Consider the following 19,417-nt stretch of genomic DNA (forward strand, 5'->3'; position numbering starts at 1 on the left):
AGAAAAAAGGAGCAGCCAAAATGAAATGGCTACCCTTAAGGAAGCTCTATTATAGAAAGGAGTTCTATGAGTGAATAGGTACCAATTAAATGGTTGTCCTATGCTCCAATATATGCTTGGCTTAAAAAAAGGTTCTGTATTTTTGGTAAATAAAACAAAAAGGAAAGCACATGACCAGTGTGCTCTCCAAAGGTGACATATTTTCCTGCCCATACTTTATCATATTCACTTATCAATACAATGTGAAGAATCTTCTGTTATTTTTGGTGTTAAAAACAAATTTTCTGCACATACTACAACTGGTTGGAAAACAAACCATCCAAAACGGTTTATTTCAGGCCCTCAACTTGGTAAACAATTACTCTGGTATCTAAACTGTTTTCCGCCAACATTTCTTTCAGAAGGGTGAAGAATGCTCAGAATACCTTTCATCTAGAATAACCCTCCACACTTACAACTTCTTGCATTCTTCATTCCTTCCCCCCTACTACATATCCATTGTCCTCTTTTAGAAACTTTTCTATCTAAATTCTTCTCTTTTATACAACAAAAGAAAATTGTATTTCAGCTACCCTTTCGACATATTACGGTAACATCCTCTCATCAAAATAAACTCCCACCCATACATGTCTCCCACATTTTTTCATACAATATAATATCTCAACTAAAAGGAGACCTCTTTATGCACTATAAAAGTAAACTGCCAAACTGCAGCCCTAAACGCCCCTTGGCGATTCTTTTTTCACCTTATAAATCTGTCCAAAACACCATGTATCACACTCTTGCCAAACAAGATCAATTCGTATATACCAATGCAGATGGTTTGACTGAATATAAAAGTTCCAATATTCTCTCTCCTTCTGAAGTATCTTATTTCAATTTATTTATTAATGGCGTTATTCAGCCTCTCTCAACATATACTGTTGAAACTGGAAAATTAATCTTATTATCAGAAGAGCCACCTTCCTTACATGCACCTATTACATTACAATTCATTAGCATCTATCCGTAGGAACACAATTTCCCCTCTCACATATACTGCAATAGGACAGCCATTTTAAAGAAAAGGAGGATTTTTTATGGCATTACAACTTATGAAACTCGCTATTACAGCTTCTACTTCCACAAATATCGATCCTGAAAGTTTACGTTTTTTCTATGTTGCCGCAGCTCCCACTACAGCAGGGAACACATTAACTATTGATGCTGCAGACTTTTTCCAAGATGATGGATCCGCTGTTACTGCTTTGCCCGCTCTACCTACTGATAATAGTTATGTTAACGTGTTTGTAAATGGTGTTTTACAAATGGGAGATATTTCAGTGTATACCCCAGGTGCAACAGGCGTTGGTTCATTAGCCATTACTGTTCCAGTTGGTGCAGATGATTTAATAACAGGAACACCTATTGTTTTGGAAATTGTACAATTTACACCAAGCGCTACGACAACCGTTACAACATAGTAAAAAGGGCCACCTTTTATGTAGGCCCTTTTACTATGGCTCAAATAGACCATTTTCCCCTTATTAATCACACCATTCCCAATAATACTTTTTTATCTCCCTACACAGAAAAGGAGTGAACGACATCCGTTATCCTTTCGTCAAAATCTTATGTTATTACTATAATCGATATTTTCAATGGTTTGTATAATGATACCTTACCTTAAGTAAATGTTAAGTTCTATTTGAGTACACAACCTTCTCTCGCATGGCAGCATGCTTGTTATAAATATACTGTGAACTGTAGTTAAGTTCTTCAGCAATCTTCTCCAATGTCATGCCCTCCACATACTTGAGATATGCAATTTTATGTTCCAATCCTTTGAATGTATGAATTATTTTTTTCAGTTTATACATATCGTTCATTTTGTGCGCTAATTCATATTCAATTGCTTCAATACGTTCTTCTACCCTTGCACCTTTCGATTCAGCAGTTAAACGTACTTCTCGCAACTCACCACTGACCCAGCGTTTTAATTCAGCTTTTGTTTTGTCTAAGTGGTAATCTAGATACGCAATACCCTGTTCTAATTCTTGATATACCTTCAGCCAGTTAAACAAATGATGATTCACCTACTTTCTACTTAAAACTATAAATCTCATAAAACACACTTATTTTCCTTTCTAAGAGGTTTTATCTTCAACACGACCAAAATGGTGCAAAAAATATAACACTTGTGCAATGAATCTGTAAATCTTGGACATACTGATACTATTACTCTACAAAAGGATGTGTGATCAGTATGAAAAAGGAAACTTTGTTTAAATGGAAGCACTATCAGCCAGATATTATTCTATTACCTGTACGTTGGTACCTACGGTACAATCTTAGTTTTCGTGATTTGGTAGAAATGATGGAGGAAAGAGGACTATCCTTGGCTCATACAACGATTATGCGGTATATGGGCCGGAGTTAAATAAGCGAATTCGACGTCATCTCAAACAAACGAATGACTCCTGATGAGTAGATGAAACGTACATAAAAGTAAAAGGGCAATGGATGTACCTATATCGTGCCGTTGACTCTGAAGGAAACACGATTGATTTTTATCTCAGTAAGTCTAGAAACCATAAGGCTGCTTAACGAATAAAATGTCTCTGTTTAATGTGTCTATTTTCTTGACATAACACCTCCTTCAGCCGAACCCCCTTTTATGGAATAAAACGAATTTTTTTCTTTTTTACGGTGGGGGTATTTTTTGTCCGATTTTAAGACAAATTCATCCGTGCTTTTATATAGATGCAATGTTATCCTTATGCATGTAACTTGTAGTTACATGCAGTTTCCCTAAACAAGTATCCTGTAAGCCCTAGACTCATTCTAGGGCTTCTTCCCATTTATCTAGAGTGATATACTTGTGTACTTCCCTTCCTTTCTAATTCTGTTTTTCTTCTCATCTTCTTTTGTTTTCTTATTATGGCAAGCATGACAGAGTGCTTGTAAATTAGCCGGCTCTAATCATTTTGACCAATCAATACGATTAGGTCTGCTGTGATCGGCTACATCCCCTATCATAATGTTGTCATCCTTGCATCTACATTGAACACATAAACCATGATCTCTACAATAAATAATCTCACGCATATCCTTCCACAATCGTGAGTTGTAGAATGAACGTGAACTTTTGTTTCGAATATGTTGGTCGTAATATCTTACAGTTTCTTTTTCCTTTTCGATATGCTTAACACAATACTTATCTCGTGTTAGTTCATTACAACCTAAGGACTTACACGGCTTAAATGGTTTACTTGGCACCTGCCATTCTCTTCCTCAATCGTTGCATCTCATCCTCAATAGCAAGATTCTTTTTATTAATCCGTTCATGCACTTGATTATAGCCAATTGACACTTACGAATTTTATCATTCACTTATGCAGCAACATGCTCATGGCCACAATGAGGACACGTGAAGTAACACTTCTCAATACGATTACAAATCTGCGCTACGTGTGGTTGCATATCATAATTTTCATTACAGCTAAAACAATAAACTTGTATCTCCCCTCACTCCTTGTCCTTCAGAAATTCATCCACCATCTTACTTAACACACTAACCATCACCTCTCTGCATTGCTTTGGTGTCATATCATCACTTATTTCATTATGCAAAAATACGGCTTTTTCTAATTTCTGTGGATGAATATGTTCCTTGACTAATTCCAACCCAAGAATGTTATTAATTAACTTACCAATAATAACAGTTTGTTCTTGTTTATTTAGTATCATTTATTCTCACTCCTCTTCAAAAATAAAGTATCCATATGGATACTTTCACTCTAAATCCTTATTTATTTTTTCAATTCTAAATACTGAAGGTATATGAGGTTGCATTCTTATATTAGACTCTTCAATCGCTACTATATACCGCGGATTTAAAGCAACTTACATTTCGTTTCCTGTTTCCACATCTATATGAGATAATACAACAAAAGTATTAAGGAATTCTCCTTCACCATTTACAAGTGTCTTTCCAATGAGGGAACCAAGCTGAATCGATACAATATATTCTTTCCCATTTGATAAAATAATTCTAGACAAGCTGTCCATCCGTACCCCACTCCTCACTTTGTTAAAATAACCAATTTATCATATATTTTCTATATACTTTATATGCCCATTTTTCATATCTATGCCTCTTTCTATAAAAGTACATATGGACGTAAAAAGAGAGCAACCAAGGTAATAGCTGCTCTTGTATCATTTATATAGAAAGGAAGGTCTTTGGAAAAGCACTATCAATAGGTGTTGTCCTATGCTTCATTATATGCTTATTCTTAGAAAAAAGTTCTAGACAACACATTATTTTTGGTTTTAAAAACCATTTTCTGCATATACTAAAAATGGTTGGAAAACTGACGCTGTCTACTGTTTATTTCAGACCCTTAACTTAGTAAGCAGTTACAATCCATCTGTTTTCCTCCAACATTTCTTTCAGAAGGATGAAGAATGCGAATGGATATCCCTTATCCCAAAATTAACCTACCACACATCTATATCTTCGCATTTTTCATTCCTTCATACATCATTCATCCCTTACCGCCTTAATCCATCACCCCATTATAAATCCTATCAAAAAGAGCACCTCAATAATAAAAGTACTCTCTTCTAGTACAACTTGTACTGCATTTACTTATTATTAAAAAATCACCCTAAAAACTTAATCTAACATTATGTATTATTTAGCCCCTCTTTCAACCGCTAAGCATATATGTTTAACTTTCCCGGTTATACATTCATGTCTAAAACTTAGCGGCTGAAAGAAGAGCAAAAGCTCTTCCGAATTACAATGGATGCCCGTAAATCTGCTTATACATATATCGTAAAAGTGGTTTCCGCCATCATTTACCTAATTTAAAATACCATACAATCCTATATTCAACTATCTATTTTTTGTCCTTTATTAAAAGAACACTTTTCTCTCCTCACTACAAGCCCGGCATGTTAAAATACATATACCCTAATTAAATTTCTGCGAGGACATAAAAACTCACTTGTCCTCCTACTCACTTACAGAGCTACATGACTTGTCTTATACAGACCATGTAGCTCTCTTTTTTATAGCAAGCTATAGACTTATCTTGCACATTAGCATTGTGTGAGAACATACGAAAAAGCTATAATTCTCCAATAACTTCATCCCTATTTTTTCTTTTCCTCTTTACATATAAAAATAACGATTACATTCTTATCACCATTATCTAAACTTCATAATATAATACTATGGATATAAATTACTTTCAAAGGATGAATAACTATGAAATTCAAAAAATTACTCTTAACTGTCTTATGTTTCTCATTATTCCTAATTATACCCTCGATTAGTGTGAGCGCTCAAAAAGGACAACCTATCATTTCTGATAAAAATACAACGAATCCCTCTGTCTCTACCTCTCCTTTCTTTCCATCCACCCTTCCGGGTTTCCTAAAACTGCACACACCATCACCGGCGAATCTTCCTCAACAACTTATCATCGTCCAAACTTCCGGCAACTATAATCAACAAGAAGCCGCCAATATGATACAGCGTATTAGCAACATTGATAGCAAAACTCTATATGCTCTTTACCATAAAAATATTCGTATTAAACTCATTAACTTTCCTATCACTTATTTACCCGAATATACTTATTTAAGAGGGCAAATCCCTAGAGGCTGGGAAGGTACAGGATATACCTGGGACTCTGTTCCAGGTATTGGCGGGAATCCTGTTGTTGCTCGTATAGGATATAGTAATTATGGTAATATGCATACTTCAATCAATCTTGAATTACACGAAACAGCTCACGCGATTGATCGTTATGTATTCCAAAACATTAGCTATTCACAAGAATTCTTAAGGATTCATAGTCGTGAATATAATTCCTTTTCCAACAGTTCTTATTACTACTATCCAGAGGAATATTTTGCTGAAGCCTATGCCTACTATTACTTGAATAGTTCTACCCATGAAACTTTAAAAACACGCGCTCCTTATACCTACGAGTTCATACAAAAACTACCTCTTCGTTTATAATTGTATCCATGCACATGCATTAGCAATACAACACTTTTTCAAGTCATTCCTACCACATCAAAGATTCCCTGTTTACTCTAAATAAAGAAATAAGATGACAGAGTAACATTCTTTTTTGTAAACATAATTACTATAAGAATTAGTATTTTTCTATATACAAAATAAAGAGCATCTTTCAAGATGCTCTTTTCATTCAACAGCTACATTCAATCTCGCACCATCGAAAACTGGTTTCGGATTTTTGATACCGTCATTATGAACCGTTTAGAATTTTAATATCATTATCGTGAGTTGCGTTTTCCGACACTTCCCACCATACAAATATAACACATTACTTCCAAAATAACCGTCACATTTTCTGACAAAAAGCGGTCACAACTCTGCCAGTGTGTTTCATAGTTCAAATTTTTTCACTGCCTCTGTTAATTCTACTGGTACACCGAATATACTTTTTTTCATTTCTGTCATTTTCTTTTTAATAATCCAATGTGGATAATTCAATTCTTCTAGAATATTCCTAAAATAAGTTGGATTCAGCTTTAACATATCTGGATTTCTTCCCGTATTCCTTTTATATTTAATGATTCCTTCTAATAGTTCTTCATTTAACATGAATCACAATTACCTCCCCTTACAGTTTATATTTATGTATATACACCATTCGATTTCTCGATACCTGCAGTTACCCATATCTTATATTGTGTGTAACTGACCCTTTCCCCAAATCCCTTGATATCATTGACCTAATTAAACATTCCCTTTTGAGTTACACAGTATGAATTTTACGAGTAACTGTATAGATTCAAAAAGAAAAAGCAATGCTTAGATTTTAAACCTAGTCATTGCTTTATCCATTGCATCTTGGTTTACCCCTATATAACGTAATGTGACCTTCTCTGACGAGTGATTGAATATCTCCATAAGTAGTAAAATGCTATTTTTTTGTTTGCATGTACATATGATACCCGTACGTCTTTCTCAATGTATGTGTTCCTATTTCATCTAATCCAAACTCTGCCGCTGCTCCTCTTAATATCTTATATGCCATACTACGACCAATTGGACGATTCCTACCTTGTCTACTGTGCAATAAATACTCACTATCTTCTCTTTCTTCAATAAACCATTTGAGTTCTCTTTTCAATGCTGCAGTAATTTGTATTCGTTTCTGTTTCCCGGTTTTCTTTTCTCTCATAGATATATGACTACCTTTGACATCCCCTACCTTCAATTTCAAAATGTCCGATATTCTCAAACCTGTATTGATTCCCATAATGAAGAGAATGTAATTACGTAAGCTCTTTTCTTTAAAATACTGTATTTGCTCTAGATTACGTATGGGCTGAACAAAATTCATGATTCATTACCTCCCGTTTCTTCAGTCTCATAAACTTCTAATCTAAGAGCAAAAGCAAGTTTATAAAATACTCTAGCCTTAACACGTCGATACGTACGCTCGCTCATGCCGATTTCACTATATACCATATAATCACATACATCTTCTAAATAACGCTTAATGATGATGTCTCTTTGATCCTTTCCTGCGCGTCCATTACCCAAACGACTAAGAAACTGGTCAATACGAAATGATGTTTGCTTAATCCACTCTTCTCTTTTACTTTGTTGGATATTAACCATCGCTACATCTTCTAGTGGCTTCCCTACATCATTTGTAGGTCCATGATATCTAATTTCATAAGAAGGAGTGACTTTCATTTCTTCACTCATCATTCCAAACTGTCTATATAAACGTACATTTTCGAGAACACCTTCTAATTTTTTCTGCGTTGCTATTCTATCAATTTTTGGTAAGAAAGATAACTGTTTCGTCATACAAGACCACTCCTTTTTATTACTTTTGTCTTAATGCTCTAAGTCTACGTTCATAACGCGAGCCACGAATCCCTATTCATTCTTCAATTTCACGCATACTTAATTTTTATTTTCCACTTGTTTTCCCCACTCATGTAATTAATCCTTTAGTGTCTTCCTTCCCCATCCCCCTTCCAAAATAAAAGAGGCCACCATTTCTTAAGACAGCTGCAATTGCTGTTTTAAAAATTGGTGGCCTCTAGTTTTCTATCCGGACTCTATCCAAATTCCATTTATTTCAAATAACCAGTTCGTACAAAAATATTCCTCCAAGCCTTATCAAACTGATATTTTTCCACTACCTTCGCACGACGCGCAATTGCTTTTCTAATTTTTCTTTTCTTCAAAGCTTTCATTCTTCTACCCTCACTTTACAACAGCATTTTTATTTTATGGTTTTTAAAACCATTTTTATCCCTAATTAAGAATAAATCATTTAACTCCGAATATATTATAAAAATCTCCCCTTCAGGAGACATCCCATATTTGAATCACCTTCGAAGTTGAGCACTTAGTTTTACTAACTTGCTCAACCTTGGTTATTTTAACCAAATAATTTGATTACCATACATAAAAAAATACAATCAACCATTGCAAGGAGGATTTAATAATGAATGGTATTAAGCAAAAAAACTTCTTTACTAACAATACTAACTTTTACATTTTACTTGGTGATTATACAGATATTGTAAGCTATCACGAAACATGGAACGATGCCACAATCGCTTTAAGGTCTATCCATATCTCTGATAGTAGCTGGACTTCCATTTGGATTTTGAAACCAGGTGAAACCCTTTCAGACACTTACATAAATGCTCCCCACGAGGAACATAGGGATGTTTCATATAGATCATAAAAATCCCTTTAATTCGATTGAAAACATCATAGGTGTTAAATAAGATGCTGAATTGTTATATCTGTATATAAAATTCATATTCCCGATTCATTCAGTAGCTCACCAACGCCTTCCTAAAACAGGTTTGTTTTTCATTCTCAATTTCTTAATTTCTACCCGTCTAATCAACAAAATCATCGTTCAACATTAGGTATATATAACCAAACATTCATGACTACCTGGTATAAAAAATGGACTCATGTGCATACTGTAAACACCTCCTTTAATCGAGTTTTTTGTTATTTCGGTCACCCTTTTCTTTAAGCAGTTAGCTTTTGCTAGCTGCTTTTTTTGGTTTAAAGAACCAACCACTCCAACATACATATACTATCTTGAATCCTTACTTTCCTAATTATTCCTTGTTCATGACTCACACACATAAACATAAATAAAATGGTTTAAGATTTCATAAGCGGGCACTCTGGCACAAGTGCTCGTTTTTATTAAATAACTATCTTTGCTATTGCAATCACTATTGTTATAAGCGACATTCCTATCAAATATGCTGTCCATGAAACATAACCGCCTCTCTTCCAACATTCATGAAACGGATTAAATCCCATCATCTTTCATCACCTGCCTTTACTTCCAAATAAAGCTTTTGTTTGATTGTCATCCGCCTATATTAGGATTGATACATTCCCACATGTAATTATCAAATTCAATCTCTACATCCTTAATAATTTCGCCCTTATAAATTTCAACATCTTGATTAAATTCCATACCACGCCCAAAAATATAAATTTTTATATCTACGTTGTATTCTTTAGACAAGGTTACTAATAGAACTACATCTATTTCCCAAGCCGCTTTATAACCTTCCAGTATACATATCTCTAATTTGTCTTCATCATCTGCAAAATGAAGTGAGTTACATGAATTACTTATTATTAGAAAATCATCCTAAAACCTAATTTTAAATTATATATTATTTAACTTCTCTTCCAAACAAACATACGTTTAACTTTCCCGATTATATATTCATGTCTCAAACTTAGCCGCTGAAAGAAGAGCACAAACTCTTCTGCTACTTCAACACTTTTAATTCGCTAACCTCGTCTAGAAATAAGACATCAAAATAAAACTGACAAGTCTATAATTCTCCCCCCTTCATTCATACAAAAATAAAAAATAGAGAGCCGATGGCTCTCCTTCCCCTAATATAAAAATCAAACAACTATCCTCTACTTCAATTCTTATCCCTACAAGAGGGGATCCTAAAATAATTAGTAAATAGAACAAAAAAAATAGCCAGTGTACCCTCCGATGGTAATCTTCATTCCCCTATCCTTCACTATATATACCTAAAATTAAAGCTCCACGATTTAATACATTTATTGATTAAAAAAACCATTTAAATCAATATAATCAACTTAACCACACAACAGATATATACGCAGCTCATATTTTAAATTAAAATAGGGCAAAAGTGAGATACATGATTATTTTCAATGCTAATATAATTTCGCCCTATATTTTTTATTAGGATAACAAAACTTCAATTCCGATAATCTGGCCGCATTCTACTAAGCGTTTCGTTACTTCAATATCCTCTCGGCTCGGCGTGGGGTCTCCTGAAGGGTGGTTATGAAGACATATGATAGAGGCTGCTGCGCGGCGGAACGCTTCTTTAAAAACTTCTCTTGGATGTACAATTGATGTGTTTAAACTTCCAATGAAAACCGTTTGCCTATGTATAACTTGATTTTTTGTGTTCAAATATAAACATACAAAATGCTCCTGTTGCAGGAAGCGCATTTCTTCCATCATATATCTCGCACAATCTTCTGGGCTTCGAATGCTGTATCTATTTTGATATTCTAAACGTACCATTCTTCTACCAAGTTCAAAAGCAGCTATAAGCTGGGCTGCCTTTGCAATCCCAACACCATGTATACTGACAAGCTCTTCTAACGTTGCATCTTTCAACATACGTAAACCATCAAAGTGATGTAAAATTTTATCTGATAACTTTAAAACTGTTTCTTCTTTAGAACCTGTTCTAAGTAACACAGCAAGAAGCTCCCGATTCGATAAACTTCCAGCTCCTTCTAACAATAAACGCTCCCGTGGCTGTTCTTCTTTGACAACATCACGAATACCGTTCATTTCTCCACCCCTTTTATTTGTTCTCTCAAAGAAAATCCCATGCAATTTTACGCATGGGTTACATCAATATTAAATTGTTTTAATTCCCGAACAAGACGTGAAATTGGTAACCCGACTACACTATAGTAGTCCCCTTGAATATGTTGAACAAAAATAGATCCTTTACCTTGAATTCCATAACTTCCTGCTTTATCAAGAGGTTCTTTTGATGCAACATATACGTCAATTTCCTCTTCTGTTAATTCCCAAAACGTAACTTCTGTGCGCTCGTAAAAAGTGACTGTTTTGTCTTTTGCTATAATTGCAACACCAGTATACACTTCATGTGTTTTCCCTGATAATAATTGCAACATTTCTTTCGCCCCAGCCTCATTAGAAGGCTTTCCAAGAATACGCGATTCATATGTAACAATTGTGTCTGCACCTAACACAATGTAATCACTATTCGTTTCTGCTACCGCAGATGCTTTTTGCAGGGCCAGGGACATAACGATATCAGAAGGTGATGAGTACGCACCAATCGTCTCTTCTACTTCACTTACAATGATTTCAAATGGTACATCCGCTAACTCAAGCAGTTCCTTCCTGCGAGGTGATCCTGATGCTAAAATAATTTTTCTCATATTTTCTCCTTCCTTTCTCACATGAAGCAGAATCATTTACATCAATCGTATCAAAGGAATAGTTTGTCCACAAATGAAAGAAATATTATTTTCTCTAAATAAAATAATACTTTTTACTAAAATACGATTATATTCCTGCCATAGAGAAAGCACTTTGCTCTAAATTCAAAAGAAAAGAAAGAAGTACCTATACTTCTTCCTTCGTCATTTCATTATCCTATTATTTCACCTTTTGGGAAACAATTTTTTCATATGAAAGTATACCATCAATAATAACTTGATTTAATTTCGCCAAAGATTCCTTATCACCCTTTCCATCCTTCACTGTTTGCACAGCTACTGACGTATACATATACAATTTCTTTGCTTCTTCCTGCTTCATACCTTTTCCTTCTTTTTCAATTGCTTCCCACTCTTTTTCAATCGCACCTATATCTTTTGCACTACTTTTTCCACTAGCTTGTACGCTGGAAGCATATTTTGCTAAATGAGTATATAATGGCTGTACTTTTGTTAAAAACGCCCCAATTTCTTTATCGTCTTTAAGTAACGCTTTATCTGTTATATCCCAGTTCTTTTTCAATACGGAAACATTATCATTTTTATACTGCGTCATTAATTGATTTATGCTTTGTTCATCGCTAGCAATACCAACAACTAATGCATACTTATCACCGCTCGGTTTTAAAGCTGCAACGCCTCCATTACCTTTCCACTCTTCAAGAGCGGCCTGTCCCTTTTCTTCGGAAGAATAAATCCCTCCTTGCACAAAAAATAATTTCATTGGATCTAATGACGTTCCTGTCTGTGCTTTTTGTTTTTCCTCTTTTGGTTCCGGTGTTTGTTCTGCCGTTCCACCCACCTTTGATTCTTCATTTCGCATCTGCTTCGAAGCTGTTACTTCGCTTCCCCCTGTCGCACCTTGTCCTTTAAGTAACTGTAGCATTCCCATCCCAAAAGCCGTACCAATAACAATCGCAGTTGCAACGATTGCAATTAACGTATTGCTCCACTTCTTTCGTTTTTTTTCCTTAGACACCAATTTCGCTTTTTGAAACGGAACAACGTTTTTCGGTCTTTCACTTTCTACTACCATCCATTCAAATTCATCTTTCTTCTTCTCCTCATACTTCGCTTCGGTTCCATTCACTTTCACTGAGATCGTTCGTGATTGCTTGTCCATACACTCACACCTCACCTCTTATCGTTGTCCGCATCATATCATATTCATTTCACAAAAAAACGAGATATTTGTCAGAGGAATTCGCCAAATAACCCTATATATTTATCTTATATGTATGCATTTGACTTCATTTGTAGAACAAAAAAACTAGATAGCAAAGACTATCTAGTTTTTCTCGCAAATATATTTTCGAACTTCCGAAATGAAATAAAGAGAACCTGTTATGATAAAAACATCATTTTCTCCAATCATTTCAACCTTCGTATCAATTGCCTCTTTCCAATTTTCAAAAACTAGTTTTGACTCTTTCTTTGCATACGATGCAAGTTTGTCAGCAGAAATAGCACGATCAAAGGCGAATGTTGTAAAAATAATTTCATCGGCAATGGTTTCTAATTGATCTACCATATTATGCAATTGTTTATCACCTAGGGCAGTAAATAAAACTATTACATTTTTATTTTTGTAATGTGATTCTACTGTTTTCACAAGACTTTCGATACCTTCTGGGTTATGGGCACCATCTATAATAATATCTGGATTGCTTTGCAGTTTTTCAAATCGCCCAATCCAATATGCTTCCTGTAATCCAGTTCTTATTTCTTCTTCCTCAATTAAAAATGACAAGTATGTTTTGACATACATGACTGCCATAAGTGCAAGTGCTGCGTTTCCTACTTGGTGAATACCTTTCATTGAGATTTGCACATCTTCAAAGGTGGCAAAAGGACAAGTGAAATCGAACTGTTCTCCATCTTCACTAGACTGTTTATGTAACGCTGTAAAATGATTGCCCATCTCGTATAAGTTTGCATGATTTTCCTTTGCAACTTTTTGAATGACTTGCAATGCTTCCTCATCTCGTACACCAGTAATAACTGGAACACCAGACTTAATAATCCCCGCCTTTTCATATGCAATTTCTCCTAGTGTGTTCCCTAAAATATGCATATGATCGTGGCCGATATTTGTAATAATCGTAAGAACAGGATGAATAACATTCGTAGAATCAAAGCGCCCTCCAAGCCCTGTTTCAAATAAAACAACATCACAGAAATTAACTTTACCGAAATAACAAATTGCCATAACAGTAATAATTTCAAACTCAGTCGCTTCCCCTAAATCTGTCCCATCTAGTTTTTCAACGACTGGCTTTACCATCTTTACAAGTTCAGTAATCTCTTCATCTGCAATTGGTGTCCCGTTCACACTAATACGTTCGTTAAATGTTTCAATATATGGAGAGGTAAATGTTCCTACCTTATATTTTGCATCTTCTAACATGTAGCGCATATATGTTAACGTTGAACCTTTTCCATTTGTACCAGCAAGATGAACACATTTTATGTGACGCTCTGGATTTCCGAGCTCTTCTAGCATCCATCTCATTCTTTCTAATCCTGGTTTAATACCAAACTTCAATCGGCTATGAATCCATCCTATCGCTTCTTCGTATGTATGTATCACGTATGCTTTCCCCTTTCAAAAGACAACCTTCATACTCCTATTATACGCAAAGAAAAGAGACTCACCAATATAGTGAGCCTCTAAAAAACATTTTACTTTTCAAGATCTGCTAGACGTTGGCGAACTGCTTCACGTTTTTCTAGGTAGTCTTGCTCTTTCGCACGCTCTCCGTCAATAACTGCTGCAGGAGCTTTCGCTACGAAACCTTGGTTTGAAAGTTTCTTCTGTACACGTTCTACTTCTTTGTCGAACTTCTCAAATTCTTTCTCAAGACGTGCTCTCTCTTCATCAAGATTGATAAGATCAGCTAACGGTAAGAATAACTCTGCACCTGATACGATTGCAGTCATTGCTTTTTCTGGTGCTTGTAAATCCGTTTGAATTATTAATTCGCTTGGGTTACAGAAACGCTCAATGTAAGAGCTGTTTTTTGTAAGTTGAGCAAGTACAGCCTCATCTTTTGCTTTAATTTGCATTTGAACTTTTTTGCTCATCGGCGTATTAACTTCTGCACGGATGTTACGAACAGAGCGAATGATATCAACTAGAAGGTGCATTTCTGCCGCAGCTTCTGTATCTTGTAAATCTTCGCGAACTGTTGGCCATGCTGCTACTGTAATAGATTCGCCTTCATGCGGTAAATGTTGCCAAATCTTCTCTGTTACGAATGGCATGAATGGATGTAATAGACGCATTGTTTGGTCTAATACGTAAGCTAAAATAGAACGAGTTGTTTTCTTAGCTGCTTCATCTTCACCATATAGTGGCAGTTTCGCCATTTCAATGTACCAGTCACAGAAATCGTCCCAAATGAAGTTGTATAATGAACGACCAGCTTCACCGAACTCATATTTATCCATGTTACGCGTTACGCTTTCGATTGTTTCGTTTAAGCGAGTTAAAATCCACTTATCCGCAACTGATTTTTCACCAGTTAAATCGATTTCTTCATACTTCATATCATCCATGTTCATTAATACGAAACGTGATGCGTTCCAAATTTTATTAATGAAGTTCCACGTAGACTCTACTTTTTCCATACTGAAACGTAGATCTTGACCTGGTGCGCTTCCTGTTGATAAGAAATAGCGCATTGCATCTGCACCGTACTTCTCGATAACATCCATTGGGTCAATACCGTTACCAAGAGATTTACTCATTTTACGTCCTTGCTCATCACGAACTAAACCGTGAATTAATACATCTTTAAATGGACGCTCCCCTGTAAACTCTAAACCTTGGAAAATCATACGAGATACCCAGAAGAAGATGATGTCATAACCCGTTACTAATGCATCTGTTGAATAATAACGTTTAAAGTCTGCTGAATCTTCATCCGGCCAGCCAAGTGTTGAGAACGGCCATAGCGCTGAACTGAACCATGTATCAAGTACGTCGTTATCTTGATTCCAGTTTTCAATATCTGCTGGTGCATCTGTACCTACGTATACTTCACCAGTTTCTTTATGATACCAAGCTGGAATGCGGTGTCCCCACCATAATTGACGAGAAATACACCAGTCGTGAATGTTTTCCATCCAGCGTAAATATGTGTTTTCGAAACGCTCTGGTACGAACGTTACTTTCTCTTCTTCTTTTTGTTGAAGCTCTACTGCCTTCTCAGCAAGTGGAGCCATTTTTACGAACCATTGTGTTGATAAGTACGGCTCAACAACTGCACCACTACGCTCACTATGACCTACTGAATGCATATGAGGCTCAATTTCTACTAATACGCCCGCTTCTTGTAAGTCCTTCACTAACGCTTTACGGCATTCGAAACGATCCATACCGTTATACTTACCAGCTTTTTCGTTCATTGATCCGTCTTCGTTCATTACTAAGATACGTGGTAAGTCATGACGGTTACCTACTTCAAAGTCATTCGGGTCATGAGCTGGTGTAATTTTTACAACGCCTGTTCCGAAATCTTTTTCTACGTACTCATCAGCAATAATCGGAATCTCACGGCCTACGATTGGAAGTGTAACTGTTTTTCCGATTAAATGTTTGTAACGATCGTCTTCTGGATGAACTGCTACTGCTGTATCACCAAGCATCGTTTCTGGACGAGTAGTCGCAAGACGAATATGACCAGAACCATCTGTTAACGGATAGTTCATATGGTAGAATGCACCTTGAACTTCTTTATGAATTACTTCAATATCAGAAAGAGCTGTGCGTGTTGCTGGGTCCCAGTTGATAATATATTCACCGCGGTAAATTAAGCCTTTTTCGTATAATTGAACGAATACTTTATTAACCGCATCAGATAAACCTTCGTCTAATGTGAAACGTTCGCGAGAATAGTCTAGTCCTAAACCAACTTTCCCCCATTGTTGACGAATGTGAGACGCGTATTCCTCTTTCCATTCCCAAGCTTTTTCAAGGAATTTCTCACGGCCAAGATCGTAACGTGAAATACCTTCTTCACGAAGTTTTCCTTCTACTTTCGCTTGTGTTGCGATACCCGCATGGTCCATTCCTGGAAGCCATAATACATCGTAACCTTGCATACGCTTCGTACGAGTTAAAATATCTTGAAGAGTTGTATCCCAAGCATGACCTAAGTGTAACTTACCAGTTACGTTCGGAGGTGGAATTACAATTGTGTATGGTTGTTTCTTCTCATCTCCTGTTGCTTCGAAATATTTGCCTTCAAGCCACCATTGATAAAGGCCTTCTTCAACGGACATATGATCATATTTAGTTGGTAAATTCTTTTCCGTATTTGACATTATTTTCCCTCCTTAAAATAAAAAATGCCCCTCATCCAAAAAGGACGAGGGACATCGCGGTACCACCTTTATTTACAAACAAATTCAGAAATTTGCTTATACTCTTAATTTGATAACGGACAAATCCGTCTTTTCCTAATGAGAACTATTCCGTTCAGAAAAGATGCTCCAGGGCTACCTTCTAACATAACTATCTAGAGAATCTCCCAGCTAATGATTCTCCTCTCTGAAGACGTTTCTTGTTATACTCTTCCCCTTCAAGGCATTTATATGATTGTTAATTATTATATACAATAGTGTAAAAAACGAAACCCTATTCGTCAAGATAAATTTAATACTACGGCTTTTTGGGCAAAAAAAGAAGATAAGTAGCATCCTCTACTTATCTTCTTTATCCCACTATTTGCGGGCAGTAAGATCCCCTTATCCGTTCCCTTGCTGGGCAGCTTGTAATTGCGAAAGGAAATATTCTATATTGCTAACGAGCCAATGCGATTGTTGCAAGCTCTTTACTCCGAGAAGTTCATTTTCCTCATTGCGACTCTCTCTTCTTTTCTTATAAGACTGGATTTGCCGAATAAATTGCGATGGATACGTCATATACGCAAACATGAGTAGTTGCTCTTCTTTCGTAAAAGGGAAATTCTTTTGGTACATTTGATACCATTCAAACCGATCACTTCGTGCAATTGGATACGTGTTTAAAGACCGAGAATAAAACCCTACTATATCTTGCACCGGTGTGGCAAACTTCGATTTTTCTAAACTAATAAAATAGCCATTCCGTTCATAATCAAATAAGAAATGATTAAGCGATACGTTACCATGTACAAAAGTAATACGTGTTTTTTCTTTTTCTTTCATCGCATCGTTCCACTCAGTTAATTGCTTCGTTGCAAATTCACGCGCCCTCATTACATGATGATAGTACGTACAATATTGCAATTCAAACGGAGACATATACCACTTCGCTTCAGATTCTACGAGAAACTCTTCTAACATCTCACCATCATTCTCCCAGCGATCGGATATATTTGTATAATGTTTTTCTAAATCTTCTTCTGTATACGTTTCTTCTTTCACCGTTTTTTGATGTAACGTCCCGAGAGTTTGAAACATTTTATAGTATTGATCATTATCCTCGCCGTTGCCTTCCGCACGTTCTAACCAAGGCATTAAATAATAATTATACGTCCCGTCACTTAAAATATAATTTCCATCTGTCGCATGGTATATAGGTACATAATTTGAAAAACCTTTCTCCTTCAAATATTGAATATGGTGCAAAAAGTTATTCCGCTCTAACTTCCCGTCTTCTATTTTCTTGAGCGCATACGGACCTTGATTCGTGTAAATTTTCGTTACACTTCCGTGCTCTTCCATATGCTGTGTATCCAATCTATATTGCCTTACAATGGGTTCATAGCGATTTCGTAATTCAATATCCATACGAATAACCCTTTCTATTCAAAACATAGCCTTTAGGAAAATAAGCGAGTGAAAACACTCACTTATTTCGCTTTTGCCCTTGAAACAGGAATATAAATAATTTGTCCCGCAGTTAAATATATATCTTCTGTTTGATTGACACGATATAAGTTTTGTACAGACGTTTCATAACGGTCTGCAACAGATTCGATTGTATCCCCTTCTTGCACGAAATACATTCTTAACTTTGTAAATTCTTCTTCCGGTTCTTTCGTAAATATTTTCGTTAAATAAAGTGCATTTTCATCTCGCTGTGAATACGTTTCTTCTTCTTGCTCTTCTTGTTTTTTCGCTTTTTCTTTCTTGAAATCTTTTCTTCCGAACAATTCAAATTGTGGCGTTGATTCTTTCTCCTCTTCACGCTCCACAAATTCATGTTCTTCTATTTCCTCTTCCTCTACTTCCTGCTCTTTTCTTTGCTCTAGTTGAAACGGTTCAAATGCGTAATCTTCCCACTCATCTGATTCCTTATAGACTGGTTCTTCTACGTGCATAGCGGGTCTATTTTCATCTTCTTTTGCGGAATCAGCCTCTAACTCAGCATACGCTGTTTCTTCCTCTTCATCCTCGATTCTTTCTTCATCACATAAACCAGTGATAGATATATCCGCTAATAATTGTAAGCAACCATTTTCCTTTAATTCATAATCAAATTCCTCAATAGATACATATAGTTCTTCAATTACTTTCACACGGTTTCTCGGAATTGATATTTCAAGCGGAAAGGAATGAACAAGTTCATTAACCCCATCTTCCCTTGTTTCTACATAATCAATCGACTTCGCTGGCGATAAATCTCTTAATGAATAAGCCGAATCATCTTGCCGCGCAACATACTCTCCCGTTAAATCTAATTGCCCTCTCACGATAACTTCATGATCAAGCTCTTCTATCTCAACGTCTGGATCTAACGAAATTGACAAAAGTTCTTCGACTTCCTGTCCTTTTTGGAACCAAACAGATTCTTTTAATGAAAAACGTAATGAATGATCTGTTGCCACTTCTTTTCCCCCTCCCAAACTATAT

At 35.9% G+C, this 19,417-nt stretch carries 17 protein-coding genes, 4 pseudogenes and 1 other annotated feature; of the genes and pseudogenes, 5 read left to right on the top strand and 16 right to left on the bottom strand.

The genetic code is table 11. The features are described from left to right. The first annotated feature begins 682 nt into the window (after window positions 1-682). Both QCI41_RS12665 and QCI41_RS12670 read left to right on the top strand, forming a co-directional pair. Window positions 683-1,012, top strand: a complete 330-nt coding sequence (locus QCI41_RS12665; RefSeq protein ID WP_223811552.1) for a DUF4183 domain-containing protein — start codon at window positions 683-685, stop codon at window positions 1,010-1,012. 67 nt (window positions 1,013-1,079) lie between these two features. After that, window positions 1,080-1,463 (top strand): DUF4183 domain-containing protein, encoded by a 384-nt coding sequence (locus QCI41_RS12670; protein WP_097856895.1) that lies wholly within the window; start codon window positions 1,080-1,082, stop codon window positions 1,461-1,463. Between the two features lie 213 nt (window positions 1,464-1,676). Here the strand turns inward: QCI41_RS12670 and QCI41_RS12675 are convergent, their stop codons facing one another. Then, window positions 1,677-2,063 carry a hypothetical protein gene (locus QCI41_RS12675; protein ID WP_097856894.1) on the bottom strand — a complete coding sequence of 129 codons (387 nt, stop codon included), beginning with the start codon at window positions 2,061-2,063 and terminating at the stop codon, window positions 1,677-1,679. Window positions 2,064-2,245: 182 nt separating this feature from the next. On the opposite strand from QCI41_RS12675, the pseudogene QCI41_RS12680 reads away from it, so the two are divergent. Continuing rightward, window positions 2,246-2,583 (top strand): annotated as a pseudogene (locus QCI41_RS12680) (IS6 family transposase); the annotation flags it as partial. 261 nt (window positions 2,584-2,844) lie between these two features. Here QCI41_RS12680 and QCI41_RS12685 read toward each other — a convergent pair. The 4 genes and pseudogenes from QCI41_RS12685 to QCI41_RS12700 form a co-directional block, all read right to left on the bottom strand. Next, a pseudogene (locus QCI41_RS12685) lies at window positions 2,845-3,258 on the bottom strand (HNH endonuclease). Then, window positions 3,248-3,501: pseudogene (locus QCI41_RS12690) on the bottom strand (hypothetical protein). The pseudogenes QCI41_RS12685 and QCI41_RS12690 overlap by 11 nt, the downstream one beginning before the upstream one ends. Window positions 3,502-3,507: 6 nt before the next feature. Beyond that, window positions 3,508-3,729, bottom strand: coding sequence for a hypothetical protein (locus QCI41_RS12695; protein ID WP_097856893.1), 222 nt, complete (start codon window positions 3,727-3,729; stop codon window positions 3,508-3,510). A 156-nt stretch (window positions 3,730-3,885) separates the two neighbouring features. After that, window positions 3,886-4,050 carry a hypothetical protein gene (locus QCI41_RS12700; RefSeq protein ID WP_223811551.1) on the bottom strand — a complete coding sequence of 55 codons (165 nt, stop codon included), beginning with the start codon at window positions 4,048-4,050 and terminating at the stop codon, window positions 3,886-3,888. 1,207 nt (window positions 4,051-5,257) lie between these two features. Between QCI41_RS12700 and QCI41_RS12705 the strand changes: the two genes are divergently transcribed. Continuing rightward, window positions 5,258-6,016 carry an anthrax toxin lethal factor-related metalloendopeptidase gene (locus tag QCI41_RS12705; protein ID WP_353837368.1) on the top strand — a complete coding sequence of 253 codons (759 nt, stop codon included), beginning with the start codon at window positions 5,258-5,260 and terminating at the stop codon, window positions 6,014-6,016. Between the two features lie 393 nt (window positions 6,017-6,409). Here QCI41_RS12705 and QCI41_RS12710 read toward each other — a convergent pair whose 3' ends face one another. From QCI41_RS12710 to QCI41_RS12725, 4 genes and pseudogenes are all read right to left on the bottom strand, one after another. Further along, a complete protein-coding gene (locus QCI41_RS12710; RefSeq protein ID WP_097856892.1) occupies window positions 6,410-6,628 on the bottom strand; it encodes a hypothetical protein in 219 nt (72 codons plus the stop codon). A gap of 210 nt (window positions 6,629-6,838) precedes the next feature. Beyond that, window positions 6,839-7,373, bottom strand: a pseudogene (locus tag QCI41_RS12715) (site-specific integrase). After that, entirely contained in the window at window positions 7,370-7,849 is a 480-nt protein-coding gene (locus tag QCI41_RS12720; RefSeq protein WP_353837367.1) for an ArpU family phage packaging/lysis transcriptional regulator, read from the bottom strand. The pseudogene QCI41_RS12715 and the gene QCI41_RS12720 overlap by 4 nt, the downstream one beginning before the upstream one ends. Before the next feature lie 272 nt (window positions 7,850-8,121). After that, window positions 8,122-8,244 carry a DUF3983 domain-containing protein gene (locus QCI41_RS12725; RefSeq protein ID WP_000645584.1) on the bottom strand — a complete coding sequence of 41 codons (123 nt, stop codon included), beginning with the start codon at window positions 8,242-8,244 and terminating at the stop codon, window positions 8,122-8,124. 254 nt (window positions 8,245-8,498) lie between these two features. Here QCI41_RS12725 and QCI41_RS12730 point away from each other — a divergent pair, with 254 nt between their 5' ends. Continuing rightward, window positions 8,499-8,744, top strand: coding sequence for a hypothetical protein (locus tag QCI41_RS12730; protein ID WP_353837366.1), 246 nt, complete (start codon window positions 8,499-8,501; stop codon window positions 8,742-8,744). Window positions 8,745-10,265: 1,521 nt separating this feature from the next. Here the strand turns inward: QCI41_RS12730 and radC are convergent. From radC to spoVID, 7 genes are all read right to left on the bottom strand, one after another. Further along, window positions 10,266-10,892, bottom strand: a complete 627-nt coding sequence (gene radC, locus QCI41_RS12735) for a DNA repair protein RadC (RefSeq protein WP_353837365.1) — start codon at window positions 10,890-10,892, stop codon at window positions 10,266-10,268. A 47-nt stretch (window positions 10,893-10,939) separates the two neighbouring features. Further along, on the bottom strand, window positions 10,940-11,515 hold the full coding sequence (locus tag QCI41_RS12740; RefSeq protein ID WP_353837364.1) for a Maf family protein: 576 nt from the start codon (window positions 11,513-11,515) through the stop codon (window positions 10,940-10,942). A gap of 220 nt (window positions 11,516-11,735) precedes the next feature. After that, window positions 11,736-12,698, bottom strand: coding sequence for a stage II sporulation protein B (locus QCI41_RS12745; RefSeq protein ID WP_353837363.1), 963 nt, complete (start codon window positions 12,696-12,698; stop codon window positions 11,736-11,738). 165 nt (window positions 12,699-12,863) lie between these two features. Further along, window positions 12,864-14,165 (bottom strand): bifunctional folylpolyglutamate synthase/dihydrofolate synthase, encoded by a 1,302-nt coding sequence (locus QCI41_RS12750; protein ID WP_353837362.1) that lies wholly within the window; start codon window positions 14,163-14,165, stop codon window positions 12,864-12,866. Between the two features lie 92 nt (window positions 14,166-14,257). Then, window positions 14,258-16,903: a valine--tRNA ligase gene (locus QCI41_RS12755; protein WP_000072220.1), complete on the bottom strand. Its 2,646-nt coding sequence runs from the start codon at window positions 16,901-16,903 to the stop codon at window positions 14,258-14,260. A 37-nt stretch (window positions 16,904-16,940) separates the two neighbouring features. After that, window positions 16,941-17,173 (bottom strand) — a binding site (T-box leader). Window positions 17,174-17,326: 153 nt separating this feature from the next. After that, entirely contained in the window at window positions 17,327-18,352 is a 1,026-nt protein-coding gene (ysxE, locus tag QCI41_RS12760; RefSeq protein WP_353837361.1) for a spore coat protein YsxE, read from the bottom strand. Window positions 18,353-18,414: 62 nt separating this feature from the next. Next, complete coding sequence (gene spoVID, locus QCI41_RS12765; protein ID WP_060488206.1) at window positions 18,415-19,392, bottom strand: stage VI sporulation protein D; 978 nt, start codon at window positions 19,390-19,392, stop codon at window positions 18,415-18,417. Window positions 19,393-19,417: the final 25 nt, after the last annotated feature.

This window comes from Bacillus cereus group sp. MG4 (assembly GCF_040460055.1).
GTDB classification, from domain to species: domain Bacteria; phylum Bacillota; class Bacilli; order Bacillales; family Bacillaceae_G; genus Bacillus_A; species Bacillus_A wiedmannii.